A 25,198-nucleotide genomic window follows, 5' to 3' on the forward strand; every position below is an offset into this window, starting at 1 on the left:
CGCTTAACGCTTTGCTAAACTCATTGCCAGCACACTCAAAATAACAATGGCGCCACCTAGCAGCACCAAAGCAGAAGGCAACTCACCCAACATAAACGCCGCCATCAGCATGGCGGTCGGCGGAATCAAATACAGTACAATAGATACTTTGCTGACTTCTGAATGCGACAATACATAAGCCCAAGCCACATACGCTAAGGCGCTCGGAAAGACACCCAACATCAACACGGCAAAATTCACCTGAATACTCGAAGCCTGCATCGAGGTCAATAATCCGGGGGAAAATACCAGTAAAACCGCCGTACCAGTCCACACCGTATAACACACCATGGTTAAAGTGCTGTAACGCTGCGAATAACGTTTTTGCAGAATGAAATACACACTCCAGGAACACGCTGCCACCAGAATCAGTAAACCATTCAGGCTGATATTGCCGAGGCCTTTGTCGCCAATCACTACCATCAGCGCGCCTACCATGCCGCCGAATACACAGCACCAACGCCATGCATTAATCCGCTCCTTTAAAACACAGCGCGAAATAATTACGGTAAAAATCGGCGTCGATTGCGCTAACACACTCGCCGCCCCCGCACTCACACCGCGCTGACCAAAATTTAGCGCAATGTGATGCAAGGCCACGGCAAAAAAACCAAGCACAAACAATAAGGGAATATCCTTAAATTTAGGCACTTGCACACCCTGATACATCGCCACTATTCCCATAAAAATCGAGGCGATGATAAAGCGTAATAACGCTAACTGACCGGGCGAATATGATGCAAGGCCGATGTGAATACCAATGGGGGAATACGCCCAACACAGCACCACAAACATCGCCGCAATGGCCACCTTTCCTTTCACTTTTTTCATACATCACCCTATTTTGCGTTCACTCGCCATCAAAGAAGGGGTTAGTATTAAGAGAAAGGCTCGATACAACAATTAACGAATACTGAGATCAGTATTCACTTGGAATGAATGATGGAACTCGCTCAAATCCGAATGTTTAAAACCGTCGCCAATCTTGGCAGCGTGGCACAAGCGTCTGTAGCATTACACTGTGTTCCCTCTAATGTGACCGCGAGAATTAAAGCACTTGAAGCTGAGTTAAAGGTATCGCTGTTTTACCGACAAGGGCGCGGGCTGCGCATTACGCCAGCAGGTGAAGTGTTTCTCACTTATGCCGAGAAGATTTTAGCGCTAACAGAAGAAGCCAAACGAGCCGTTGATCCAACATCTGAACCCTCTGGCCTACTGCGCATTGGTGCCATTGAATCCTCAGCAACCAGTCGTTTACCACCGGTGTTGACAAAGTTTCACGCGCAATACCCAAACGTTGAGCTGCAATTTAAAACAGGGACTTGGTCACAACTTGTAGACGACATACAGCATCACAGACTGGATGGCGCCATTGTCGCCATTGATATTGATCGCCCTTTTTTAGACAGCACCACTTTCTTCAATGAAGCGCTAGTGCTTATTTCCTCCGCCTCTGCCGATCCCATCAAGTCCGCGAAGGATATAGAAGGAAAAACCCTCTTCATGTGGCCAGAACCTTGTCCATATAGAGCGGCACTAGCAACGTGGCTAAGCCAAAACAAGGTAAAAGCGCCCATCACCAGTATCGCCAGCTACGGTACCATTATTGGCTGTGTCAGCGCGGGAAGCGGCATATCACTGGTTCCAAAAGGCATCTACGAACAATATCAATCGGGCATGGGATTAGTCGGATATGAATTCGAAGAACTAGAAACCATTGAAAACCACTTTATTTGGCGCAATGATGGTGGCCATTTTCCCGCTTTAGACGCGTTTACTAAGATGATTCAGCAATATAACCATTGCAGATAAGCATCAAACCATTCATAGGAAAGACCGTTTTGAACCGACGTCATTTTATAAAATCCAGCCTTTTAGTCGCTATGACAAGTACCCTGCCTAGAGTCGTTCTTGCTGCTACACCGTCTGCGGGTTTCGACTATGAATTAATCGTTGCGCCAGCCGATGTGAACATTGTATCTGGCGGCAGCACGCCTGCACTTTGCTTTAATGGCGGTTATCCTGCGCCTGTGATTCGTGCCAAACAACATCAGCCAGTTCGTATTCGTGTGATCAACAAATTAAACGAACCCACCACGATTCATTGGCACGGCATGAGAATCCCGATTGAGATGGATGGCGTGCCGTTTTTAAGCCAACCACCCATCATGCCAGACGAAACCTTCGATTACGAGTTTACGCCACCCGATGCGGGTTCTTTTTGGTATCACCCGCATATGAACAGTGTCGAACAACTGGGCAAAGGCTTGGTTGGCGCATTGATTGTGGACGAAGCCGAGAAGCCGGACTTTGATGAAGATCTGGTGCTTTGTATGAAGAACTGGCACATCAAAGACGATGGCTCTTTTACCGCGTTGACAACACCATAAAATGCCTTTCGTATGGGCACGCCTAGTCGGGTGATGACGATCAACGGTGAGATACACCCAACCTATAACGTGCCCGCTGGTGGAGCGATTCGAGTACGTTTCTTAAACGTCGATAACACAGTGATGTATCAAATAAACTCAACCGATCCAGATGCGCAAATCATCGCCATTGACGGTAACCCAATCGCCGAACCCGTAGCCTTAACCCAGCATATGACAGCGCCTGGCATGCGCCTTGACCTTGGTGTAATCGCGCCTAGCAAAGTGGGAGAAACCGTCACCTTTAAACACAAGGGTAAACCCATGGTGACCATCAAAGCCGTGGCGAGCCAACTTAAAGATCGCCGTTTACCTAATCTGCCACTCAACCCAATTCCTGCACCCGATTTAGAGAACGCAGAAACCATTAAATTTGCTTTCGAGTGGAACGCTAACATCACGCCAATCGAAAAAGACGGCAAGGTGAGTTATAATTTTTGGACCATGAATCGCCGCTCGTGGGAAGGCATGTCAAAAGGCCACATTCCTGACCCTCTTGCCACATTAGAGCGAGGCAAAACCTACATTTTCGAGCTGTCGAATTTAACCCAATATCACCATCCGATTCACATACATGGTCATACTTTCACGGTTTTAAAATCGAATAAAAAAGACATCACACCATTTCATACGGATACAGTTTTACTGGGTCAGAACGAAACCGTCCTAGCTGCGATCGTGGCCGATAATCCAGGGCGTTGGATGTATCACTGTCATATCATAGAGCATCTAAAAACCGGTTTTATGAGTTTTGTTGAAGTCACATAAGAATGGCGAATCAATCAAAGCCAGATCACACCATGTAGATCTGGCTTTGTTTTAAACGAAAAACTAAATGAAGTCGTCACTGCCAAAATCGTCAAAGCCGCCCATATCGTCAAAACCTCCTTGATCAAAACCACCAGAGTCCAAATCACTTTGATTCATATTAGCTTGATCAAACCCTGCCTGACCAAAGCCACCTTGGTCTGCCTCTGTCGCTGCACCAAGGTCAGAGCTAGCTGGCGTTTCATTAATAACATTGGCCATGTCTGCTTCAGAATGATGGCTAAACATATTCATCAACATATTCCCCACCACCATGCCACCAGCCACACCAGCGGCCGTTTGCAAAGCGCCCCCTAAAAAACTACTACCACGACCATTACTTTGTGGCTGGCTATACGCTTGATTATTGGGCGACTGGTTAGCCGTTTGATGAGAGCCGTTGCCACTTCCCCAACCAGAACGAGGTTGCGCCGAGCTTTGATAAGCCGATTGTTGAGCATTGCTTTGTGATGTTTGCTGATCACCACCAAACAACCCAGATAAAAAGCCGCCAGAACTCGGCTTGGCAGAAGCATTGCGTTCTAATTCTTCTACCCGAGCATTTAGCTGCTTTAACGCGGCTTCTTGCATGATAATAGTTTGCGCCATGTAATATGGTGCGGCAGGATTTGCCACTAGGTGTTTGTTAATCTGTGCTTCTGCTTCTTTATCTCGCTCTCCGGTGTTTTTTTCTGCCGTCCCAATACGCTCAAACAAACTATCAATCAAAACACTCGCTTCGTTATTCATGCCCTTGCCTCCACTACACAATAGTCAGCAGACATCTTAAAAAATCAGCCTGCGATCCTCCAATAATAAGGCCACGCAGCACGCGAACAAGTGATTAAAGAGTCAGGAAAAAGGAAACAAGATCTTGAAATGAGTTAAGATTTTTACTTAGTTGCGAACAATAAACAACGCACTAGGTTGAAAACAAAAACGCCAGATCAAAATATCCTGATCTGGCGTTTTTTTATGTTTGTGATCTAATCGCAATGCTTATCGATCTTCGTCATGCACTTCGCTTTCTAGATCTTCATCTTCTTGCTCATCAGCATCATCTCGTTTCATCCGTTGTGCTGGCACCGCTAGAATTTCAAGATAAAACTCAGTCCACTCTTGGCTTTCAGCAAAGCTGATTTTTTCATTGATTTGCGCGACATGAATCTCTTCAGCCTGCGCTTCGGTTTGACCAAAGCGACAATCGAACCCCCAAAAGTCAGCGTATTCTGGCAATTTTTTATTGCGCTCTCTTTTTAAATATTTTTTGACTTCGTTTTTCGTTGCTTCAACTAAACGTGGGTATTTGATGGTGGGATGAGATAACTTAAAGGTCTTTTTCATTGGGATCCTAAAGGATTAAAGGTCAGGAGATGAGGTTATCATGCTCCCATTGCCGAGCATGATAACGGATCGCCTTATTTGTCGCCATGAAAAGTCGATAAAATCCCTGTCTCACCAATTATTCCGCTGTATAAGATCGCAACAAACGATGAATAAATGCCAACTTCTCACGCACCGCGGGAACCAACACAAAAGGATACAAATCCGGTTGCCCCATGCCACGATTAAGATTATTCACCGCAAAGGTTAACGGCACATATTGCGCTAAAATATCATCGAAGTTGTCATGTCGAAAAGGATCAATATTGACCATCACGGCAAGCGTTTGTCGATTCGATCCCATAGGCTGCAAACTCAAACCAAGGTCACTGGCCATTTCCAAGGTGTCGACGATGTGCAGATAATGCGCCCAGGTTTCAGCCCAATCTTCCCAAGGGTGTGAAGACGCATACACACTCACAAAAGACTGCTGCCAATCTGGATTTGGTGCATTGTAATGCGCTTCTAATGCATCGGCGTAACTTTCTCGATCATCACCAAAAAGAACCCTAAAATCGGCCAAACACTGTTCATCTTCTGCAATTAGCTGATCCCAATAATAATGCCCAATTTCATGACGAAAATGGCCAATCACGGTTCGATAGGATTCATTCATGTCTTCGCGCATTTGTTCACGATCAACTGAATTTCCCTCGGCCGCATTGATCGTGACTTGTCCAGAAGCATGCCCTGTCATCGCACTGGCATCTTCTGGGACCTGATTATTTTCGGAAATAAAATCAAATGACAGACCGTCTTCCGGCTCTGCTTTCTTGCTGATTAATGGCAAACCAAGACGCAAGATAGAATACACCAACCGGTGCTTAGCAAACTCTAACTGCTGCCACGCCTGACGCTCTTCTATTTTTCCTAAATTGGGAATATGGCGATTCAATTCACACGCAACACAAAACGTACTGCCACCTTCTTCCACCATCCAATTACACACTTGATGTTGATGGTTTTCACAGTAGTACCAACGCTTTGCAGGAATGGATTTATCCGCCATCGCATACCAAGCATTATCAACTGATTTTAGTGCGCTGATCACTAATTGATCTGGCAAAAACCCCAACGACGATGAACATTGCTCACAGTGCGTGTTTTCAAATAACACCGTCTGCCCACATTGCTGACAACTGAAAATTTTCATAACGCTCCTGCTATCAAAAAACGGTCAATAATTGCGCCCTGCTAGGATCATAGTTTACAGTACGGCAAATCACCTACTCTTATACTCATAAAATACAACGATTGAGACGACACATTGTTGAAGAAAAACAAGAAAAACTTCACCACTATTTCAGACGTGGCAAAACACGCCAAAGTGGGTAAGACCAGTGTTTCACGTTACCTTAATGGGGAACAAGACAAATTATCAGACGAGCTGCGAGAAAAAATCGCGCAGGCCATTGCTCATCTGGATTTTCGTCCAAACCATTCCGCCCGCATGCTCAGAGCGGGGCATTCAAAACTCATCGGATTATTACTGGCGGATGTCACCAACCCCTATTCCATTGATGTGCTACAAGGGATAGAACATATCTGCCGTCGCGAAGGCTACATGCTGATGGTCTGCAACACGGATAATCAAAACGAACTGCAAGACCGCTATTTGTCTTTATTGGAAGCCCACCGCGTCGACGGTATCATCGTCAATACAGCTGGTATGGAACAAAAACAAGTCAGCAGTTTAAAGCGCCTTTCTTGCCCCTTGGTGCTGGTTGATCGGATCAACACCTCCCTCGGTTTCGATACCGTCGGGCTAGACAATGAAGCCGCCGCAAAAACCGCCTGCGAACACTTAAAACGCCAAGCTTATGACTCTATTTTAGTGGTGACCGAATCCATCGCCATTGATCCTCGCCAAGCAAGGGTCGACGCCATTCAAACCTTCGCCAAAGCAAACGACAACATAACGTGCGATGTCATTGAAATCGAAAAGATGAGCGTCAGCTTATTAGTCAAGGTCATTACAGACTTTATCGCCGCTCACCCAAATCGTAAAAAAGCCCTCTTCACCACCAATGGTGTCGCCATGATGAGTACCGCGAAAGCTTTGAAACAACTAGACATGCGCATCGGTACACAAATAGGCTTAATCAGCATAGACGACCCTGAATGGGCGCAACTGTTTGAAGGCGGCATCACCGTCATGCGTCAGCCAACACAACTCATCGGCCAAACTGCCTGTGAACGATTACTCGCCAGAGTTCAAGGCAACAACGAACCCGCACAACATATCAAACTCAAAGCCGAACTCGTTATCCGTCATTCCACCTAGTGCTAGCACCTTTACAAAAAACATTTAGATAAAACCAAGCTGATCAAAAAACAAACACAAAATACCTAAAAGACGATGACAAAGCCTATTCATGGAATCGATTCCATGATACTTTCATCGAATACTTTTTGACCTCCATAAACGCATAAAATAAACCTCAGGGGCAATCTACATGCAAAGTAAACAAACACCCTCTTTTGTCACGCTTGGTGAAACCATGGCCATGTTTGTGGCGAAAACACCGGGGCCGCTTGCGGACATTGAAGAGTTCCATCGTTCTTTGGCTGGGGCAGAAGTCAACGTTGCTATCGGTATGGCACGTTTAGGTTTTGAAGCTTGCTACATTAGTAAAGTCGGTAAAGACAGTTTTGGTCAATTTATTTGCCAAGCGATCCGTAAAGAAAACATTCGTACGGATTGGATTTCTACAAGTACCAGTCACCCTACTGGTTTTATGCTGAAATCCAATGTCACCGATGGCAGCGATCCTAAGGTCGAGTACTTCCGCAAAAATTCGGCCGCTTCCACGTTAAGCACGACAGACATAGACGAAAATTTATTCAAAGCGGGTACCCATTTGCATCTAACGGGCATCTCGATAGCAGTATCTAGCACAATGCGTGAAGCAACAAAGCACGCCTTAAACCTAGCCAAAGAACAAGGTTGTAGCGTGTCTTTTGATACCAATTTGCGCCCTACTTTGTGGCCAGATCAAGCGACCATGGTGGCAACCATTAATGAATTTGCCTTTGCCAGCGACATTGTTTTGCCGGGCATAGAAGAAGGCAAAATTCTCGCAGGCAGTGACCAACCAGAAGTGATTGCAGACTTTTATCTGCAACATGGCGTCAAAACGGTTATCGTCAAGCTTGGTAGCAAAGACGCGTACTTCAAAACCAGTAGTGGAGAATCTGGCACCGTCGCTGGCTTTCCTGTAGCAAAAGTGGTCGATACGGTGGGGGCTGGTGATAGCTTTGCCGTTGGCGTGATATCGGCGTTGCTTGAAGGGAAAACAATGGAACAAGCTGCTCGCCGCGGCAATCTGCTAGGCTCTTTAACGGTGCAAGTGCGTGGCGACAGCGAAGGCTTGCCAACTAGAGCCGCACTTAACCAGTTAGAAAAGGAGTCATGAAATGAAGAAAAAAGTCATTTTATACCGAGACATTCCAGTAGAAGAGCGCCAGCGACTTGACGAGCAGTTTAATGTCACTTTCTTCAATGGCATCCATGAAGACAACAAAGAGGCTTTTAAAGCGGCCCTTGCCGACGCAGAAGGCTTAATAGGCACCAGTACGAAGATGAGTGCAGAACTATTGAGCCTTGCTCCTAAGCTTAAAGCCGCATCAACGATTTCCGTTGGTACAGATCTATACGACTTGAATTACCTCACCGAGCGTGGCATACCATTAATGCACACACCTGGTGTGCTGAATGAAACCACTGCCGACACCATGTTTACTCTAATAATGTGCACAGCACGACGCGCGATTGAGCTATCTAACATGGTGCGTGAAGGTCGCTGGACCAGCAACATAGGGGAAGCACTTTACGGCACCGATGTGCACGGTAAAACCCTTGGCATTATTGGTATGGGTCGTATTGGATATGCCATCGCCAAACGAGGGCATTTTGGTTTTGATATGAAGATTCAATACAGCAACCGGAGTCGCAAACTGGACGCCGAACAAGACTTAAATGCCACCTATATGGAAATGGAAGAACTGCTGAAAACATCCGACTTTGTCTGTGTGATGACACCATTAACCGCCGAAACGGAACGATTAATCGGCGCAAAAGAATTTGCTATGATGAAACCAAGCGCCATTTTTATTAATGGTTCTCGCGGCAAAGTCATCGACGAAGCGGCGCTTATCGACGCCCTAGGCAATGGCACTATTCGCGCGGCGGGTTTAGACGTCTTTGAAGTCGAACCTTTATCTGGCGATTCGCCGCTTTGCAAACTCGACAACGCAGTCTTGTTTCCTCACATAGGATCTGCAACCGCTGAAACTCGCTTGGCGATGATTACCTGTGCAGTGGACAACCTAATCAATGCGCTTAATGGCGACATCTCGCAGAACTGCGCCAATCAGCATTTGTTGAACAGATAGCCTATTGGCTATCTGTCTTAATCTATTTCTAGGCGCTTACCCATGCCAATCACAGGTTCTACGCCATAACCTAAAGATTGATAAAACCGAATAACCGCTTCGTTAGAAGAACGAACTTGTAAATTGATTTTTGGGCAGCCTTTGGCTTTTATCAGGGCCTCCACAGCTTGCATTATCGCTTGACCAAAGTCCTTTCTTTGGTGCGACGGTTTTACCGCTAAATAATTAATCCAACCACGATGGCCTTCGTAACCGCCCATCACAGTAGCAATGATTTCATCTCCTACATGACCCACCAAAAATAAATCAGGATCGACGTTAAGCTTCCTGTCGATGTCTTTGATCGGATCATTTTGCGGAACCACAAGGCCACAGGCATGCCATAGAGCAACCACCTGATCTTGGTCTTTATTATCAAACACTCTAATTTTCATGCTCAATATCTGCCTACTTTATAATGGAAAAAGACTATTTTATTGCTGATTTTCACCATAGAAACGTTTTTAGACTAAAAAGGACTATTTAGCCAAATAGCATTCATTCTCAATTTTACCTTATATTAATAGCGATGGCTTGATCCAAATCAGCACTATAAAAATACCTAATGCTATTCTCTTGCTTATCAAAACCACCTATGGAAACGACCAACGTCGAGAGGGAAAACATGTCCAATTTACCTGTCTTTAAGAACGAAAAAAACCATCTATACCTGCCATTTATGAGCAATTTCTACAATGTGTTTGCTCAACCGTTTGGCTGGGCATTGTTTCGCATTATTATTGGCGGCATGTTGGTGATTGAAGGCTGGCCTAAAATAGTCGCGCCATTTGCCCAAGTCAGTTTTGTCGAAAACCTAGGCTTTTATCCCGGCTGGCTTTGGTCTCCTATGCTAGCTGGCATGCAGTTTTTTGGTGGTATGTTTATTGCGGCAGGTTTGCTAACGCGCCCCATCGCACTAGCCAATACGGTCATGTTAGCCATCACATTATGGTTCCATTTCGCTCATCCTTATGGCGATGCGTTATTAACCCAAGCAGGCATAGAGGCACTGAACTCTGGCAGTGAGTTTTTCACTGCCAATGGCATAAAACGCTTAGCCGATGGCGGCGGGACCTTTCTTGCTTCAGTACAATTAAAAGCAGAACTTGCCTCTATTTTCTGGACGGCTGGCGCGTTGTTAATTGCCGCATTTGGTGGCGGTTATTTTTCCCTAGATCGCCTGCTTAAAAAGCAATTCTAAAGCCGTACGCAGAATATAAAAAAGGAGCCGATTTCAACTTGGCTCCTTTTTATACAATACATTTTTCCGCCATCAAACCCACATCATAAAACCGAACGAATTCGAGAAAAACGCGCGGCGTCAATGATAGACCATAGGTGAAAAACCGCTCCGACCAGCCACATGAAAAACAGGATAACAGTCGCGCCCAAGGCATAACTCACAGCGGTTGTTACAAAAAAGAACAACGCCATAAAGATGCGTCCTTGGACTAATTGACCTAATCCAGGAATAAAAACGCTACATAACGCAGCCAGTACATTGCCACCAGAACCTTGACCAGACATAAATGTTCCCATCGAAATAAAGGGTTAAAAAGTTAAGAATAAGGACAAAACAGATAAATGGAAAGCCTCTCACCTAGGTGGTTGGCTAAAAGTATTACTGTTGAGCTTAAGTAAGTCGGTTGTATTTTTGCTTGCCGCTTCGTTTCTTTAAAGTTCCGTATTTATACCCTGAGTAGTTTATAAGCTGTCATTTTCTCGGTGCTTATCCATCACGGTTTGGATAATCTCCTCTGGTGTTTTCAGGCTTAAGCCACTTTTTTCGCCAGCAATCAATGCAGAACGAAGCTCCTCGATACTATTTTCATTTTCTTTTTGACGTGCTTTACGAATGAGATCGTTAATGACATCACTACGACTGGAAAACTCTTTGCTGTCAATTTGAGACTGAAGCCATTCGGCATTAGGCTCTGTAATGGAAATACTGGCTCTGGTCATCTCAATACACTCCATGATGCAGTTATGATGTAACTCAGCATCATAACTAGAAAATAAACGCTCATCTAGACTTTCTTTCACCATCCTATCAAAAATATTCTTTCTTATTCTGATACGCCTGCTTGATATGCTCGATCAATAACCTCAGTTTTTCCGGCAGGTATTTAGTAAAAGGATAAATAGCGTAGACCCCCAGTCGGCGTGGTTGATAATCCGTCAAGATAGCGACCAGCTTACCTTGCTGCAAATCTTCATACACACTGCAACGCGGCACATAGACAATTCCAAAACCTGCCAAGGCGGCCTTGCGTAATGCTTGGGCATTATTCGTGGCAAAGCTACCGCTAATTCGCACACTCTCTTCGATACCGTTTCGGGTAAAGCGCCAATCGAACGAGCCTTGGGCTTGGTAGGTATAAGCTAGACAGTTATGGTCTTTCAAAGCCTCTAAATCTCTGACTTCGCCATGACGCTCCACGTAACTGGGCGAGCAACAGACAATCCAGTTGGATTGAATTAACGGCTTGGCGATCAAACTAGAGTCTTCCAGCTTGCCTGTACGAATCGCCAGATCCAGTCCTTCGCCCACCAAATCCACAAAGTCATTTTCTAGGCGCATATCCACGCTGATATTGGGATATTTCTGACAAAACTCGGCAATGGCTTCGGCCAGTAATAACTCCCCCGAAATCGTCGGTACAGACATCTTTATGGTGCCTGTTAAGCCTTGGCTAAAGGCCGACACTGAGGCAATCGCATCGTTTACTTGGCCTTCAATATTTTTGGCGTGAACGTATAAACTCTCGCCCGCTTCGGTCAGACTGAGTCGTCTTGTGGTGCGATGAATCAACTGCGCACCGAGATCTTGTTCCAGTTTACTAATGCGTTTGCTCAGCGCTGGCGTTGACAAGCCTGCTTGCTCTGCGGCTTTATTAAACGAACCCGCATCGGCGACATTCACAAAAAGCGTTAAGTCTGCAGCGTTCACAATCGATTATCCCTTTTTCCATTAAGACGTTTTAAGAAACAGTTTATTACTTTATGTCGTATTTATCACAAATAAAACTAGGACTATAGTTAAGGAATAAAATAAAAGGAGCAAAATCCATGCGTCTCAAAGATTGCCACAATTTCCAAGACTTTCGCACCCTAGCCAAAAAACGTCTACCAAGCCCCATTTTTAATTACATTGATGGCGGCGCAGACGATGAAACCACCTACCGCCGCAACACCGCCGCCTTTGAAACCTGCGATCTTGTGCCCAGCGTCCTGACTGGCGTAAAAAACGTGGACTTATCTGTCACCGTCATGGGGCAAAAACTCGCACTGCCCATCTATTGCTCACCCACCGCACTACAACGCTTATTCCATCATGATGGCGAAAGAGCCGTCGCCAATGCCGCCGAAAAATACGGCACCATGTTTGGCGTTTCCTCCCTTGGCACCGTGAGCATGGAAGAAATCGCCAAGCAAACCACCACCCCTCAGGTCTACCAGTTTTACTTTCATAAAGACCGAGAGCTCAACCGTGCCATGATGCAACGCGCCAAAGATTCAGGCATACAAGTAATGATGCTCACCGTTGACTCCATTACTGGCGGCAACCGCGAACGCGACCTTCGCACAGGCTTCGCCATTCCTTTTAAATTAAATCTAAAAGGCATGCTGCAATTTATTCTGAAACCTATGTGGGGCATTAACTACGTGACTCACGAGAAATTTCGCTTACCGCAACTGGAAGAACACGTCGACATGGGCTCTGGTGCCACCTCAATTGGCGACTACTTTACCAACATGCTCGATCCATCAATGAACTGGGACGACGTGGCAGAGATGGTGAAATTCTGGGACGGACAGTTCTGCTTAAAAGGCATTATGAGTCGAGAAGACGCTCGTAAAGCAGTGGAAATTGGCTGCACGGGTATCATCATTTCCAACCACGGCGGTCGTCAGCTTGATGGTTCCCGCAGCTCATTCGATCAGCTCGCAGAAATCGTCGATGAAGTGGGCGATGAAATCGACGTCATCTTCGACAGTGGCGTACAGCGCGGCACCCACGTACTCAAAGCCTTATCCCTCGGCGCAAAAGCCGTCGGCATCGGCCGCATGTACTTATACCCACTCGCCGCCGCAGGACAACCCGGCGTCGAGCGCGCACTCGGACTCATGAAAGCCGAACTCGAACGCGACATGAAGCTCATGGGCAAAACATCAATTGATCAACTGACGAGAGATAACCTGCGGTTTCGGTCTTAGTCTTCGACTGTATTAGACTGCTAAATAAAAAGAGGGAAGAAATAGAGTCCCTCTTTTTACTGATCGTGTCGCCCCCTAGAAAAGATGTTCTTTTCCCTCTTGTGGTGTGGCGTATATAGTACTTCCAGCCGTAATAGAGAAGTCCCCATCCGCACGGGCCACCAGCATTCCCAATGACTCAACGTGAATATGGACAATGGCATCCGCACCTAATTGTTCAATGTGCTTAACAACGCCTTTCCATTTCCCTTCTTTCGGCGATAAAGTCAAATGCTCAGGACGTATTCCGTAAAGATCAGCGTTATGTTCCTTGGCAATAGCCCCTTCAAACAAGTTCATTTTTGGACTACCAATGAAACCGGCTACAAAAGGCGTCTGGGGATGATGATATAGCTCCATAGGCGTGCCAACCTGCTCAATATGACCTGCATTGAGTACCACAATCTTGTCAGCCATTGTCATGGCTTCAATTTGATCGTGGGTAACATAGATCATGGTGGCATTCAAAGTGGCATGCAGCTCCGTCAATTCGATGCGCATTTTAGAACGTAACGCCGCATCCAGATTAGAAAGCGGTTCATCAAACAAAAACACTTCTGGCTCTCGTACGATGGCCCGACCAATCGCCACACGCTGACGCTGTCCACCAGACAGATCTTTGGGTTTGCGATCCAGAAGAGATTCAAGCTGCAACATTTCAGCGGCGGCATTAACCCTTTCTTTAATTTCGCTTTTAGGGCGCTTAGCTAAACTAAGACCAAAGCCAATATTATCTCTGACAGTCAGGTGCGGATATAGAGCATAACTTTGAAATACCATAGCAATGCCACGATCAATTGGATCGGATTTAGTGACATCCTTTTCTCCGATCTCAATGGTACCGCTGGTTGCGTCTTCCAAACCTGAGATAATACGTAACAAGGTGGATTTTCCGCAGCCGGAAGGTCCGACAAACACACAAAACTCGCCATCATTCACGTCTAAATCAATGCCTTTCAGAATTTTAACGCCATTAAATTCTTTGTGTATATTTTTTAATCTTACGGTAGCCATCGTTTTATCCTTTTACTGCGCCAGCGGTCATACCTTTTACAATTTGCTTATTAAAGAAAATAAACATAATAAGAGGCGGTATGGTGACGAGAAGAATGTTCATAAAAAGCAAATTCATCTGGGAAGAAAACTGACTTTGAAAGTTATACAGAGTCAATTGTACGGTCACGTTATCTTTGCCCGGCAAGTAATACAGTGGGTTGGTAAAGTCATTAAATATGGTCACAGATTGAACCAAGATAACCGTTACCGTTACTGGTTTTAACAGGGGCAATATAACTTTAAAAAATACCTGCCAAGGTTTAGCACCGTCAATGATGGCGGCTTCATCAAGATCTCTTGGAATACTGGCAATAAAAGAGCGAAACAGCAGTACCGAGAAAGAAAGACCGTAGGCCACCTGTATCAAAATCATACCGTGTAAGGTTTTAAATAAATGCAGTTCTTTAAGCAGCCAAATCGTTGGTACAACGGCAGGCGGAATCATCAATCCGGCCAGTATCAAAGCGTAAATAAAACCATTCCATTTAGATGGTCTTCTTTGTATAACATAACCAATCATAGCCGCAGAAATAACTAACAATGAAATAGCACCAACGGTAATCACGGTTGAATTAAAATAGGCAAGCAGCAACATATAGTTTCTGGCTTGAATTACTGCCACTAAGTTATCCCAAAATAACCATTCAGAAGGCCATGATAGCCCTAGTTGAGAAGCCTCTGCCGCCGATTTTACCGCCGTGAGGCCAATAAAAATAAAAGGCGTAACAAAGATTAAAACGCCAATAACCAGAGCTATAACACCATTGATAATTTGCTGACGTTTCATAAGTCCACCTCTCTACGGTTGAACCAATACGTTAGAGGAATCACAATAAAAGCCACCAGCGCAAACAAAATAATGTTACCTGCTGTCGAAAGCCCATAGAAACCAGCCTGATACTGTTTATAGATAACCGAAGCTAATACATCAGAAGAAAATCCAGGGCCGCCTTTTGTCATCGCCCAAATGATATCGAATGAACGTAAGCCACCAATCAAAGAAAGCGTTACCACTGTCACTGTAGCCGGACGAACCAGGGGAACCGTTATGCGGAAAAACATTTGCAACTTAGTAGCACCGTCAATGCGTGCAGCTTCATAATAATCAGAACTTATGGTCGCAAGACCTGCAATATAAATCAGTGTGGCCAGCCCAACCCCTTTCCAAATATCCACTAAGGCAACAGAGAAAAGCGCCAAATTAGGATCAATCAGCCAAGCAGGACCTTGAATACCAAAATAACTTAGCCCTATGTTTAACATCCCTCTTGCTGGGTGCATGATTTCCGCGAAGGCAATGCCGACACCTATGGTAGAGACCAAAACAGGGAAGAAAATCAAGGTTCTTAGAAAGCTTTGTCCCAGTAAGCCTGATGTCAATAAAACAGCCAGTAACAATCCCAAAACAGACTTGGCTATAGATGTAAGCACACCAAAAATCACCGTATTCACAACCCCAGTGATTAGAAAAGGCTCCCTCAAAAACTGATAATAATTTTCCAAACCAATAAAACGGGTTTCAAATAAATCCCAATGGGTCAAACTAAACCAAAAAGCGGCAACCGTTGGCACTAGAAATAGCACCAGATACACCAGCCCTCCCGGTAAAATAAACCAATATGGGTAAGATCGACTACTTTTCATAAATCCTCCAATCACCTCCTTATTAGTCGCCTTTTTACAGCGCTAACAAGGAGATAAAGCCCTTACCAATTTGGTAGATTCAGCTGTCTGGCCTGCTTCGCAACATCTTGGTCATAAAGCTCAGCCGCTGATTGTGCATTTCTAATACCCGATCCCACCTCAACGGTAAGTTGTTCAAGCATTGGACCTTTTATTGGCGAAAGGAACTCTAAAGCGGGAGCTGTGCGGCCTTCTTCTTGAAAATAAGGCAACATGTCTTTCACCGCAGGGTAAACATTATCCGGTAGAGTACAGCCTTTTATTAGATAAGGGCCATTGGCACCAATGGCTTTAGTAATGGCATCACAAGCGTCGACTGTTGCGATGTAGTTTAGGAAAGCTTTAGCCTCTTCTTTTTGATCACTTTCTTTTGGAATGTAATAACCGGCCGGCATCCAAACCGTTAAGCCATTTTTATCCGCGTCATCTCCAGGTTGAGCGAAGAACCCAACATCCTCAATATAATCTGGCGTATTCAGCTTAATAGAGGGAATAGCAAACGTCAGCATAGGGTAGTGAGCCGCTTTACCAGTGGCAACCATGTTTAAGCCATCGTTATAAGTCGCAGCCCCATAATAATCATTAAAATAGCCAGCCTCAGACACCTGCTGAAGCTTTTCAAAGCCTCTCAATGCCGCAGGCGTAGTAGCAAAATTAGCCTTGTTATTCGTATAGTCTGTCGCAAAATTTGGTTTTTCTGCTTGCACATTAAAAAAATCAGAAAGGACAAGTAATTGTGAGGTCCATGTATCTCTATAGGTTTGCGCAATGGGCGCAGATTTTGATTTTTCGGCGATAATCGCGCAGTTTTCCATAAACTCTTGCCACGTTTTTGGCACCTTAAGTCCTAACTCTTCATAAACACGCTTGTTATAAAATATGCCTCCTCCCATCGCAGTTTGTATCGGCACAGCATAAACATTTCCCTTGTCGTCACTCACCGTACTGGTGAAACTCGACAAAATATTGGAGAAATTAGCCAGATCATTAATAGGCTCAAGTGTTCTTGAGGGTCGCAAAGCTTGCAATAACGACCCTGAGTTATAGAGAAAAACATCCGCCATTTCACCTGTTGCAAGGCGCGTTTTGACAATATTATCCCCTTCACCTCCTCCAGGTCTTAACTCGATCTCAAACGTTATATCAGGGTTAAGTTTGCTGTAAGCAGATGTCAGGGCTTGCGTTAAAGCCACAGTATCTGGGCTGTTATCGACAAGTATGCTTAACTCAGTCGCATTTGATATGGACGCACCCAATACAACGAAAGTTGAGATAATCAGTTTGTTCGCTCTGTTTTTCATATTACACCCCTTTTTTAAATTTATTGTTGGGTAAAAAATACTATTATGGACCAAAGGTTAAAGACTAAAGACAAGCTCATTCTTCCCAGTCAAACGCATTCTGTTACTGGATAAATTACCGACTGATTGACCATTTACTTGCGCCACTTTTTTATGTTCATCAAGAAGCAAAATCCCCGTGCAGCCATCCGGTAAAGACAGTGCATAACTGGCTTTATTTCCCTCCAATTTCCACCTAACCTCTATCCGACCTAAACGGCAATCATGCCACATAGACACCTGGCCTAAGGCGGGTAAGAAAGTTGGATCGATCGATACTTCTTGATAACCTGGCGCATGTGCAACAGGACTTACGCCTGCAACGGACTCGAACAACCACTGACAAACCGCACCATATGCATAATGGTTATAGCTGTTCATATCTGGATCATAAATAGTGCCGTCTTCGCCAATCGCATCCCAGCGCTCCCAAATGGTCGTTGCGCCACGCTCAACTTGATATAACCATCCTGGCACCTTGTTGTTTAAAAACACCTTTTCAGCCAAATCCGTCATACCAAGCTTGCTTAACGCTGGTAACAAGGCAGGCGTACCAATGAATCCTGTACCTATAAGATAATCAGCGTCTACGATCACATCGTGAAAATATTGTTTGGCTGACCGATAATATTGTTCTGGTACCAAATCGTACAAAAATGCCAGTGCATAAGAGGTTTGATCATTGTGCGCAAGACGACCCGTGTTGCTAAAATACTCATCGGCGAAAGCGGTTTTTATACGCGCAGCACGTTGTTCTAGTGCAGTAGAAGCATCCGTCAGAGCAAGAAGGTTCGCTACTTTTGCCGCTATATCTGTGGAGATATAGTGATAAAGAGTCGCCGCACAATCATCCGCAATAGTGGGTCGAGGTTTACGATTATCGCCAACAGGCTGTAACCAATCACCAAAGGTAAAGCCATGAGCGCCCCATTTTAAGTTCGGCTTTATGATCGGGCCGTCAGAAATAGACCAAAGGTAATCCACCCAACGTTGCATGGCAGGAAAACATTCTTTAAGCACATCCACGTTGCCATAATGCAAATACATCTGCCAAGGCATGACCGTAATCACATCCCCCCAGCCTGTAGACCCCGCCCAATCACCGAAAAACTTATCGGGATAGAGTAGAGTCGGATCGGGAGAGAAATGCGAAATGGCACCATTAGGACGTTGGTCGTGCATCACATCACGTAAATATTTAATAAAAAAGGACTCACAGTCGGCCAACCAACAAGCGGTCCCTGCGAACACTTGCGCATCCCCCGTCCAACCTAAACGCTCATCGCGTTGCGGACAATCGGTTGGTATTTCAATAAAGTTGGAACGTTGTGACCACAGTGTGTTTTGCACAAGTCGATTAACAGCGGGGACATCACACTCAAATCCAGCCATGACTTGCGGAACCGAGGTTAAAGGAATCTGTTGAATGGCATGCAATTTAGCATCGCCTGTTATTTTCACTCTTGCATAGCGAAATCCCATAAATGTAAAACGAGGTTCATACGATTCAATGCCATTTCCACTTAATGTATATTGATTTGCCACACGCGCTGCACGGTAATTTCGACGATCAAAACGCCCCTCAGCGTCTAATACTTCCGCAAAATCAATATACAGTTTTGCCCCTCTTTCCCCTTCAACTTTAAGACGAATAACACCGCTGCAATTCTGCCCAAAGTCGACAATCAGATTATCGTTTTCTTGCCAGGTTTTCAGGGGGTTTACCGCAGATAATGCTTTCACCCCATTGGTTTCATGCTTAACCAACAAAACTTTATCAAACTCGATTTCTTTCACGCCATGAGACGCTACAAGCGTATCTTCACGAGCATCATAGTCTTCGCCAAAGTAGATACCAGATTGCAAAACTGGGGTAACACCGGAACGCCAACTTTTATCGGTCTTACACACTATGTCATCGTCTGCTTCAAGCTGTGCAATTACGCCAAGCGTGTCACCCCAGCAATTTAAGATTTTGCAGTCTTCCCACATTATCTGTGATCGATACCAGCCATCCGCGAGCCAGATTTCGATTTTATTAATACCAGGTTGTAGGTATTCCTTTACTTCATAGGTTTGAAAAGAAAGACGGTCGTCATAACACGTCAGGCCTGGCGTGAGATAATCATCTCCCACTTTACGACCATTCAAGAATACTTGGTACAGCCCTAGCGCTGAGATACTTAACTGCACAGCACTTTTGATTGTAGGCAATACAAACTCGGAACAAACAAAACTCGAACGAGAACCAACACCGCCATCACACAATGGCGAAATCATATCGGCTTCCCAAGTGACCGCTAAACTATGGGATAAAACTTTATTACGCATATTAAGTAGTCCTTTCTGCTTATTTTTATAATGACTTGTAAAAGTGTAGAACGTTATACAAATAATAAGTAGAAACAAAACTTCATTTCAAGTACTTTCTATAAAATTTTAAAAAAATAGTATTTCCCTAAGTAAATGGCCTTACATGCAAATTGAAAAAACAATGAAAAAAGTCACCATTAAGGATGTAGCTAAAGACGCTGAGGTATCTGTAGCTGCCGTCTCAAAGGTAATCCGAAGTGCCTATGGCGTTAGCCCATCACTAAAAGAAAAAGTAGAAAAATCAATTAAAAAGCTAGGTTATAGACCAAACACCTCAGCAAGGGGGATGCGAGGCAGAACCTTTACGGTAGGCGTGCTGATTGTCAATTTGGGCAATGCTTATTTGCCAAAGCTACTAGAAAAAATAAACGCAACCCTTTCAATATCAGGTTATAAAATGCTGATTGGCTTAGGGCAAAGCGAGCTGTCTATTGAGTCTTCACTCATAGAATCCATGATGGATAGCAATGTAGACGGCTTGATTTTAATTGCCCCTCGTCTTTCAGATTCCGCATTAGAAAAATACGCAAAACAAATACCTATGGCAGTGGTTGGCCATATTGAAAACACAGCAACAAGCTTTGACACCATCAATGGCGATGATTTCTTAGGAGCAGAATTAGCCACTCAAGCCCTCGTCGAGACGGGCATAAAAAACATAAAAATGATCAGTCAACCGCTAAGAGAGTTTAATAAAGTCGATTTGAACCAAGAACGTGAGCGTGGTTTTTTACATACCCTGACGAAAGCAAACCATAACGATGTAGCCGAAGACCGTATTTTCCGAGTCTCCAACAACGAAGACGAGCTGAAAAAAGAACTCGCTCTTTTTTTAGATGAGCAAACACTGCCATGTGCTATTTTTTGCTGGAGTGACATTCATGCCATTCCGCTACTAGATGAATGTATAAAACGTCAACTCACACCGCAAAAAGACGTGTTTATTATTGGTTACGATAATACGCCATTAGCATCCTATGCCATGGTCAACCTTTCCAGTATCGATCAACAAGCAGAACAACAAGGCGAACTGGCCGCTAATGCACTATTAGAACGCATAAAAGGCCGAAATACGGCCAAGCACCTTCTGGTTGAACCATCATTAATATCCCGAAAATCGCATTAGGACTCATGAAAGCCGAACTCGAATGGGATAAGAAACTCATTAGAAAAATATCAATACACCAACAGACAAGAGATAGCTTTCGATTTCGGTCTTAGTCTTCGAATATATTGATTAATAGATTTGCTCTGCGACTGCTACCGTGGAGCTAATCTTGGATCGATAGAGAACGCGACTCGTTGAGCGATGGCTATAAATTCTCGGCATCGAGGGTGTTTAGGATTTAGTAACGCACAAAAGTCACCAGATATAACGCTGGGCACTAATAAAACAAGACTTTCAGCATTCTCAAGCCATTCCGCCCCCATGTCAGCTAACTCTTGCGGTGCGGGATAATCTCTCCAATTTTCAGGGAGATCACGCTCTTGAAACACCATAATCAGCTCTTCTGGAATATCGATAGATAACATCGCGTACTGATCTAAGGCTTTTGCATCAGTCAAATGTGCAATCGTTTCAAGTAGACAAACAGACTTTGATTCACCTAAATAAACACAATCCACACCTTTTGGATTCCAGCGACCACCATAAGTTCTTGCACCATAACCATCAAACGCAGTATCAGCAAACTCCATTTTGCACAAACGATAGAGCATCATTAGATGACAACCCCATACTTAATTCGACCTATAAGATCTATCACCGCTTCTTGTCCTAGAGGATATTTGGCGTAATCAGCAGGGCTTATGCCACCGAGGGCAATTGCTGGTGTATTTAGCCAATTTTCTGCCTTTTGTTTATCTTGATCAAACAAATTTAGTGCGGCATCAATGATTCGAGCGGCGTTATATACTTTTATCGCCGAAGCACCCGTCCATTTTGTACGTGCTCTTGTGTGACGGCTTAACGTCCCTCGGTCAATTCCTGCCATTTTAATCACTGTGGCTTGCTTAATCTGAGCTTGTTTAACAATGCGTCCAATAACAGCAAAGTCAAATCCTTCTGCCAATTGACTTGACGCACTCACTGGATCATTAGATAGCGCCAATGCAGATAAAAGCCCTACTTTTTCTTTCTTGCTGGGTTTAAACGCTCGAATTACCATACTACCTCCAAATTCCGATGCCACTGCAACATTTATTGTAGCACTCGCCTCAAAATGCACAAAACTATACTTTTCTCTGATTATCCAATCTGATCAAATTGCAATTTTCCGCTCTGGGTAAAAAAACTCAAAATTCGTTTGGTGTGACTTTTCCATCAACAAAACGATAGAACTGAGATTGCTAATGCCCCCACCCCAAGGGCGAGGTATCGGTGCATCATTCAAACAATGCTAAATTTTGTTCATACGCCATTCCCTCAAAGCAGGGTACCGTAAAAAATAGCGAGTGAAAGTTGGATACGTTTTGTAGGTCGCGGCTTCAGCCCGACAAGACGAAATTTGTCGTCACAAGCTTTTTTGTCGGCCTAAAGGCACGACCTACAAGATCGACGAAAGTCGTTTAGTGACAACCTTCCGAGCGGGAATGACAAGGCTGAGTTTTAGTTATTTACGCCGCAAGCGACGAGGAATTAAACCCGAATAAATTAATTTTAGCAAAAGCTACAACTCTCCAACCAAGTCTCGCCACTGTTGACGATAAAGATTCAGCAATGGTTTTATCTGTGCGTCGCACCAAGCTAGACTGAGGCGGCCTTTTAACTTTAAGCTTTTGTTAGACAGCAAGGCCGCGCCGCCGGAGGTGCCGGTGACATCGCGAGAAGCGTAGATTTCGTTTTGGCTGCGCATACAAGCCAATAAGGTGAGGAAGTTAATGTTATTACTGAATGCGCCTTCGACGATTACGGTGTCACTGCTGTCCATCAGATCCAAACAATAATCTGTCATCAAGGCCACATACACATCCGCCAAAGCTGACTGCTGAGCGGGCATTAATTCCAAACCACGGTTAATAATACGCCCTTCGCAGCGGGCAAAGGGTCCGCCGCCTTTGGCAAAGGCAGGCATCGCTAAAATGCCGTGTTCGAGGATGAAGCTCACGTCACTCAAGGTGGCTTTGCTGTCGCTGCGCAGTTGCTCCCATTCACGTCCGCCCATAAAGCGAATTGTCGGTGTGGCACGGCCAAGGGCGTCCACATTGGCGAGCATGTCTTTGTCTTCTTGCAATGAATCCAGTTTACCATTGATGGTGGCAATGACAGTCCAAGTGCCGCTAGACACCACAGTGAGTTTTTCCATCGGCTGCCCGATATAAGGTACCAGCGAAGCGTTGGAATCGTGTATGCCATTGAAAATAACGCAACTTGCTGGCAAACCAAGTTCATTCGCTAATTCGGGCAAGATGGTACCCAGCTTCGCGCCAGTTTCCATCACCTCAGGAAATAATTCTGACCATTTTTGCTGTTCACACAAAGACGAAAATTGGCAGTTAGTCGGGTTCCAAAGATCGGTATGGCAACCTAACGAGGTCACTTCGGCGGCTTTGTTACCACTCAGTTTATAGCCCCAATATTGCGGATACAAAAGTAACGAGTCGACTCCTGAAAACTCACCTGAAAAGTGTTTTTGCTGCCAGAACAATTGCGCACCCAAGTTCAAGCCTTGCGGCAATCGTGGGCTAAAAGACTCACTAAAATCTGGTCGTACTGCATCGTATTCGTCTTTACACTCTGATACGCCATCGTATTCGTAATCCAAAATCGGCAAGGCAAGTTCGTCGCCCTTCATGCAGGCAATAGTCGCCCCATGTGTGGTAATCGCAATGCTGGCAATAAAATAGCGCTGGGCTAAATCGGCCAGCGTGTCTTTAATCCAGTGCCAAATAGAGTCCATAGCCACATGAGGATATGGCGGCGCATCCACGACACCATTAACACGTTTGGCGATATGCAATAAGGCACCGGTTTGCCCGTCCATCAGGCAAATTTTAATGTTAGTTTTACCAATGTCTAACACCGCTACCACACGCGTTTTATCAGGCTGCAACACATTAAAGCGAAACACCTCTTCCAAAGCATCGGCGACAGGTTCAAACGATGGCGTTTTGGTTTCCATGATGTCCGCCATATATTCCCACCAGCGCTGCATGACAGGATGAGCGGCTAAGGCTTTCGCATCCAGATCGTCTGCGTCAAAGGTGGCATACAGTCGGTTTGCGTTTGGATCACTCTCATTAGCATCCAAGTGAATATAATAATTGCGGATGCCATGTTGCTTAAGGTGCTCAGCAAGCTCTGGCCAGAGTTCATCATGACGCTTTTTATATTCGTCTTCACGACCTTTATATAGGTACATGACTGAGGCGTATCTCATAGCGCTTTTGCCTTGTTGCTTTTATTTTTATAGAAAGTGATCAGCACGGGTACACTCACGACCGTGATTAACATCACACCAACGATAATCGTCATAACGATGCCAGGAATATTCAGTAAGCCCATACCAAAGGTCACCAAGCCCATTAGAATCACCGCCAACACCACACCACCAATGGTGCCGCTGCCACCAAGAATACTCACGCCACCTAACACCACCATGGTGATGATACTTAGCTCCCAACCCGTAGCAATACTTGGACGAGTGCTGCCCAAACGTGACGTAAGCAACACTGAGGCAATACCAGACATCACGCCAACTAGGGTAAACAAAATCAAACGATGTTTGTTAACTTTAATACCTGAGTAATAAGACGCTGTGGGGTTATTGCCTATCGCATAGGTATAACGACCAAATTTAGTGCGATGCAATAGCCAATAAAACACCAAGGCAAAAAAGACAAACAACACCAACTCAAACGAAAACACCCAATAAACGTAGCCCTGACCGAAAAACTCAAAACCAGCGGGATAATCACGCACCACCTGATCGCCCAATAAGACATAGCTGATACCGCGAAATAAACTCATGGTACCGATTGTCACCACAATAGAGGGAATTTTAAACCCTGTTACCAAAGCACCATTAAACAAACCACAGCCTGCACCAACCAAAACACCAACGCACGCCACCATATACACGGGTGCGCCCATTTGCGCCACTAGCCCCATCAACGTACTGGAAAGCGAAATTATCGCCGCCACAGAAATATCAATTTCTTTGGCGATAATCAGCATCGCCATCGGCAAAGCAATAAGAGCCTTTTCGGTAAAGTTAAAAGTCGCATCCGATAAATTCCAAGGGTCTAAAAAATAAGGTGATAAATAGGAATTCATTACACACACTAAAACAATGATCAATATTAGTAAGCTTTCCCACCGGAAAAACACTGGTAGTTTACTGGTTGACAACGCATCTGGTGTGGCTGATTTTTTTATTATTGTGTCCATAAAAAGCC

The 25,198-nt window shown here is 44.8% G+C and carries 26 protein-coding genes; 9 read left to right on the plus strand and 17 right to left on the minus strand.

Going from position 1 to position 25,198, the window contains the following annotated elements:
• Nucleotides 1-3 precede the first annotated feature (3 nt).
• Nucleotides 4-870, minus strand: a complete 867-nt coding sequence (locus DK187_RS16340; RefSeq protein WP_111608402.1) for a DMT family transporter — start codon at nt 868-870, stop codon at nt 4-6.
• Nucleotides 871-978: 108 nt separating this feature from the next.
• On the opposite strand from DK187_RS16340, the gene DK187_RS16345 reads away from it, so the two are divergent.
• From DK187_RS16345 to DK187_RS21265, 3 genes are read left to right on the plus strand one after another with little or no spacing between them, the layout of a single operon-like run.
• Nucleotides 979-1,851 carry a LysR family transcriptional regulator gene (locus DK187_RS16345; protein ID WP_204355638.1) on the plus strand — a complete coding sequence of 291 codons (873 nt, stop codon included), beginning with the start codon at nt 979-981 and terminating at the stop codon, nt 1,849-1,851.
• A 29-nt stretch (nt 1,852-1,880) separates the two neighbouring features.
• Nucleotides 1,881-2,429, plus strand: coding sequence for a multicopper oxidase domain-containing protein (locus DK187_RS21260; RefSeq protein ID WP_204355639.1), 549 nt, complete (start codon nt 1,881-1,883; stop codon nt 2,427-2,429).
• Nucleotides 2,430-2,441: 12 nt separating this feature from the next.
• Nucleotides 2,442-3,236 carry a multicopper oxidase family protein gene (locus DK187_RS21265; RefSeq protein ID WP_204355640.1) on the plus strand — a complete coding sequence of 265 codons (795 nt, stop codon included), beginning with the start codon at nt 2,442-2,444 and terminating at the stop codon, nt 3,234-3,236.
• A gap of 63 nt (nt 3,237-3,299) precedes the next feature.
• On the opposite strand, the gene DK187_RS16355 is transcribed toward DK187_RS21265, so the two are convergent.
• The 3 genes from DK187_RS16355 to DK187_RS16365 all read right to left on the minus strand — a co-directional run bounded on the left by DK187_RS16355 (nt 3,300) and on the right by DK187_RS16365 (nt 5,811).
• Nucleotides 3,300-4,025: a DUF2076 domain-containing protein gene (locus DK187_RS16355; protein WP_111608404.1), complete on the minus strand. Its 726-nt coding sequence runs from the start codon at nt 4,023-4,025 to the stop codon at nt 3,300-3,302.
• 249 nt (nt 4,026-4,274) lie between these two features.
• Nucleotides 4,275-4,619 carry a DUF6172 family protein gene (locus DK187_RS16360; RefSeq protein ID WP_111608405.1) on the minus strand — a complete coding sequence of 115 codons (345 nt, stop codon included), beginning with the start codon at nt 4,617-4,619 and terminating at the stop codon, nt 4,275-4,277.
• A gap of 118 nt (nt 4,620-4,737) precedes the next feature.
• Nucleotides 4,738-5,811, minus strand: coding sequence for a zinc-binding metallopeptidase family protein (locus tag DK187_RS16365; protein ID WP_111608406.1), 1,074 nt, complete (start codon nt 5,809-5,811; stop codon nt 4,738-4,740).
• Between the two features lie 114 nt (nt 5,812-5,925).
• Here DK187_RS16365 and DK187_RS16370 point away from each other — a divergent pair, with 114 nt between their 5' ends.
• From DK187_RS16370 to DK187_RS16380, 3 genes are all read left to right on the plus strand, one after another.
• A complete protein-coding gene (locus DK187_RS16370) occupies nt 5,926-6,942 on the plus strand; it encodes a LacI family DNA-binding transcriptional regulator (protein WP_111608407.1) in 1,017 nt (338 codons plus the stop codon).
• A 172-nt stretch (nt 6,943-7,114) separates the two neighbouring features.
• Nucleotides 7,115-8,074, plus strand: coding sequence for a sugar kinase (locus DK187_RS16375; protein WP_111608408.1), 960 nt, complete (start codon nt 7,115-7,117; stop codon nt 8,072-8,074).
• A 1-nt stretch (nt 8,075) separates the two neighbouring features.
• On the plus strand, nt 8,076-9,053 hold the full coding sequence (locus DK187_RS16380; RefSeq protein ID WP_111608409.1) for a 2-hydroxyacid dehydrogenase: 978 nt from the start codon (nt 8,076-8,078) through the stop codon (nt 9,051-9,053).
• Between the two features lie 17 nt (nt 9,054-9,070).
• Here DK187_RS16380 and DK187_RS16385 read toward each other — a convergent pair whose 3' ends face one another.
• A complete protein-coding gene (locus DK187_RS16385) occupies nt 9,071-9,487 on the minus strand; it encodes a GNAT family acetyltransferase (RefSeq protein WP_111608410.1) in 417 nt (138 codons plus the stop codon).
• Nucleotides 9,488-9,717: 230 nt separating this feature from the next.
• Between DK187_RS16385 and DK187_RS16390 the strand changes: the two genes are divergently transcribed.
• Entirely contained in the window at nt 9,718-10,293 is a 576-nt protein-coding gene (locus tag DK187_RS16390; protein ID WP_111608411.1) for a DoxX family protein, read from the plus strand.
• Between the two features lie 83 nt (nt 10,294-10,376).
• On the opposite strand, the gene DK187_RS16395 is transcribed toward DK187_RS16390, so the two are convergent.
• The 3 genes from DK187_RS16395 to DK187_RS16405 form a co-directional block, all read right to left on the minus strand.
• On the minus strand, nt 10,377-10,619 hold the full coding sequence (locus DK187_RS16395) for a hypothetical protein (protein WP_111608412.1): 243 nt from the start codon (nt 10,617-10,619) through the stop codon (nt 10,377-10,379).
• Nucleotides 10,620-10,796: 177 nt separating this feature from the next.
• On the minus strand, nt 10,797-11,138 hold the full coding sequence (locus DK187_RS16400; protein ID WP_204355641.1) for a ribbon-helix-helix domain-containing protein: 342 nt from the start codon (nt 11,136-11,138) through the stop codon (nt 10,797-10,799).
• A gap of 4 nt (nt 11,139-11,142) precedes the next feature.
• Nucleotides 11,143-12,042, minus strand: coding sequence for a LysR family transcriptional regulator (locus DK187_RS16405; protein WP_111608413.1), 900 nt, complete (start codon nt 12,040-12,042; stop codon nt 11,143-11,145).
• A 119-nt stretch (nt 12,043-12,161) separates the two neighbouring features.
• Between DK187_RS16405 and DK187_RS16410 the strand changes: the two genes are divergently transcribed.
• On the plus strand, nt 12,162-13,310 hold the full coding sequence (locus DK187_RS16410) for an alpha-hydroxy acid oxidase (protein WP_111608414.1): 1,149 nt from the start codon (nt 12,162-12,164) through the stop codon (nt 13,308-13,310).
• Between the two features lie 75 nt (nt 13,311-13,385).
• Here the strand turns inward: DK187_RS16410 and DK187_RS16415 are convergent, their stop codons facing one another.
• The 5 genes from DK187_RS16415 to DK187_RS16435 form a co-directional block, all read right to left on the minus strand.
• Nucleotides 13,386-14,363: an ABC transporter ATP-binding protein gene (locus DK187_RS16415; RefSeq protein ID WP_111608415.1), complete on the minus strand. Its 978-nt coding sequence runs from the start codon at nt 14,361-14,363 to the stop codon at nt 13,386-13,388.
• A gap of 4 nt (nt 14,364-14,367) precedes the next feature.
• The gene (locus tag DK187_RS16420; RefSeq protein WP_111608416.1) at nt 14,368-15,192 is read right to left on the minus strand and encodes a carbohydrate ABC transporter permease; all 825 of its coding nucleotides are present in this window, start codon (nt 15,190-15,192) and stop codon (nt 14,368-14,370) included.
• Nucleotides 15,189-16,049: a carbohydrate ABC transporter permease gene (locus DK187_RS16425; protein ID WP_111608417.1), complete on the minus strand. Its 861-nt coding sequence runs from the start codon at nt 16,047-16,049 to the stop codon at nt 15,189-15,191. Before DK187_RS16425 ends, DK187_RS16420 begins: the two co-directional genes overlap by 4 nt.
• 62 nt (nt 16,050-16,111) lie before the next feature.
• Nucleotides 16,112-17,389 (minus strand): ABC transporter substrate-binding protein, encoded by a 1,278-nt coding sequence (locus DK187_RS16430; protein ID WP_111608418.1) that lies wholly within the window; start codon nt 17,387-17,389, stop codon nt 16,112-16,114.
• A 57-nt stretch (nt 17,390-17,446) separates the two neighbouring features.
• Nucleotides 17,447-19,759: an alpha-L-rhamnosidase gene (locus DK187_RS16435; RefSeq protein ID WP_204355642.1), complete on the minus strand. Its 2,313-nt coding sequence runs from the start codon at nt 19,757-19,759 to the stop codon at nt 17,447-17,449.
• A gap of 145 nt (nt 19,760-19,904) precedes the next feature.
• On the opposite strand from DK187_RS16435, the gene DK187_RS16440 reads away from it, so the two are divergent.
• Complete coding sequence (locus DK187_RS16440; protein ID WP_111608419.1) at nt 19,905-20,927, plus strand: LacI family DNA-binding transcriptional regulator; 1,023 nt, start codon at nt 19,905-19,907, stop codon at nt 20,925-20,927.
• A gap of 134 nt (nt 20,928-21,061) precedes the next feature.
• Here the strand turns inward: DK187_RS16440 and DK187_RS16445 are convergent, their stop codons facing one another.
• The 4 genes from DK187_RS16445 to DK187_RS16460 all read right to left on the minus strand — a co-directional run bounded on the left by DK187_RS16445 (nt 21,062) and on the right by DK187_RS16460 (nt 25,190).
• Nucleotides 21,062-21,523 (minus strand): RES family NAD+ phosphorylase, encoded by a 462-nt coding sequence (locus DK187_RS16445; protein ID WP_111608420.1) that lies wholly within the window; start codon nt 21,521-21,523, stop codon nt 21,062-21,064.
• Nucleotides 21,523-21,969, minus strand: a complete 447-nt coding sequence (locus DK187_RS16450) for an antitoxin Xre/MbcA/ParS toxin-binding domain-containing protein (protein WP_111608421.1) — start codon at nt 21,967-21,969, stop codon at nt 21,523-21,525. The genes DK187_RS16445 and DK187_RS16450 overlap by 1 nt, the downstream gene beginning before the upstream one ends.
• Before the next feature lie 501 nt (nt 21,970-22,470).
• Nucleotides 22,471-24,180 carry an L-rhamnose mutarotase gene (locus tag DK187_RS16455; RefSeq protein ID WP_111608422.1) on the minus strand — a complete coding sequence of 570 codons (1,710 nt, stop codon included), beginning with the start codon at nt 24,178-24,180 and terminating at the stop codon, nt 22,471-22,473.
• A complete protein-coding gene (locus tag DK187_RS16460; protein ID WP_111608423.1) occupies nt 24,177-25,190 on the minus strand; it encodes an ABC transporter permease in 1,014 nt (337 codons plus the stop codon). The genes DK187_RS16455 and DK187_RS16460 overlap by 4 nt, the downstream gene beginning before the upstream one ends.
• Between the last annotated feature and the right edge of the window lie 8 nt (nt 25,191-25,198).

This window comes from Marinomonas arctica (assembly GCF_003259225.1).
GTDB classification, from domain to species: domain Bacteria; phylum Pseudomonadota; class Gammaproteobacteria; order Pseudomonadales; family Marinomonadaceae; genus Marinomonas; species Marinomonas arctica.